The 1,705-nt window shown below is 64.9% G+C and carries 1 protein-coding gene; it reads right to left on the bottom strand.

Features of this window, described 5'->3' with window-relative positions:
* Positions 1-257: 257 nt before the first annotated feature.
* Positions 258-1,280, bottom strand: a complete 1,023-nt coding sequence (locus ACIBJI_RS42560) for a DUF5995 family protein (protein WP_397088872.1) — start codon at positions 1,278-1,280, stop codon at positions 258-260.
* Positions 1,281-1,705 lie beyond the last annotated feature (425 nt).

The following is a 1,705-nucleotide window of genomic DNA, read 5'->3' as shown; positions in this document are numbered from 1 at the left end:
GGGGAGTTAATGCACGACGGCACCAGCGCGGTGGCGGGCACCAGCGGCTACTACATCGACCCGATCGCCCCGCTGGGCTGACTTCAGTAAGGTTGGGTGAGCGATAATGCCGCGACCCGCGCATTGGCCAGCTGCCCAGATTCGCTGGCTGGCACTGCTTTCCAACGCAAGCAAATGCCGATTACGCGTCGTCCTCGCTAAGCGGTCCGGGTACCCGAGCAGGCCCGCGCAACGGATCCGACGCCTGGTCTGCTGCGTTAGCCAGGTGCGCGTGGGCAGTTCCCGAGGTGCGGTTGAGGATCGTCGCGTGCGAACAGTCTGGCGGCGATTTCGGCGAGCAGGTTCGATACCCCTTCGATCTGTGCGGAGATCAGGCCCCTTTGTTGGGGCGTGGGGGCGAGGAGGAGTTGTTCGGCTGCGCGCCACGCGTATTCGCGCCAGATCTGCATCATCTGACCGACGGACATGAACACCATCGGCTCCACGCCCAGACCGGCGGCCAGTGTGGGGTCGGAATCGCCGTAGAGTGCGGTCAGTTTCTCGAGGACCTGCGGCTCGGCGGCGGTCAGCATGGCGCTGACCCGCTCGGAATCGGGCTTGCGGCTGGCGCCGTCGGGAGCGGTGACGCCCAAATCGGCGATCGTATAGGGCAGGTCGCGTGTGATGTGCGCGTTGTAGGCCAGCACCGCGCTGCCGAGCACGGTCACCGAATGGGCATCGGAGGTGCGGAAGTTGTACTGCCAGGCTTCGGGAACGCTGTTTCGGTCGCCGTGGTAGTAGTTGTCGATCGCGTGGAAGTAGTAATCCGCGAAGTGGACATCTTCGTTGTTCAGGTACGCCGGGTCGGCGAATCCGCCGACGGAGCCGGCCGTGTGGCGCTCGGCCTTCGTGATGTCCAGGTAGGTCAGCAGGAACGGCGCGTTGTCGTCACACGTCGCTCGCATGACCGCGGCACGGCGCTCGAGCTCGGCGATGACCTCATCGACACACGACACCTGCCCGGAAGGGCATTCGTTCACCGTCGGCGTGTGCGGAATCGGTAGCGGCGCAAGCTGATACGCCCACGGCAGATACGTTCCGTCGGGCCCGAACAACTGCCGGGTGATCTGCAAAAGAGCCTGCACCGGCGGCAAACCCGCGACCGCGAGCAGCAACCGTGATCCAGGCGAATCGTCGTGCTGAGCCGGTGGGGCGGGATCGGCCGATACCGGACCACTCACAGATACGACCACCGCCAGAGCCAACACCGTCGTCCACACCAGCCGGGCGATACGCACCATCAGATTATCTCAGCCGGTAACCCCAGCCGTCCCGAACACGTCGGAATTCACTGCGTGTGGACGCACGAAAATGCCGCATACCGCGCTGTTCTGGCCTGGGCTGGCCGAATAGCGTGTGTCGGTGTGCCTGCTTAGGCCGCTGCCGGCGACGAGAAGATGCAGACGGGTACTTGCGAGCACGGGCCCGTTCGACAGCGACTGTGCCGCCGAGACCCCGACCTGTGGCGCTGCCCGTCCACCATCGGTGCCGACACGGCCGAAGCCAGAAGCCTGCCAATGTTGAACCGCGGGATTGGCCACCCGTTGCGGTGGCGGCCTAATACTGCAACGGGTGCGCCCAGAGATCAGGAGGTGATCGTTTTGCGGTCATGACCTGTGTCGGAAGCTCGTCGTCGCCTGCCGGTGTGAGTCCGGTCCGGGTAGCT

Source organism: Nocardia sp. NPDC050408 (assembly GCF_044458905.1).
Classification (GTDB): Bacteria; Actinomycetota; Actinomycetes; order Mycobacteriales; family Mycobacteriaceae; genus Nocardia.
This window is presented reverse-complemented; position numbering and strand designations above follow the sequence as displayed.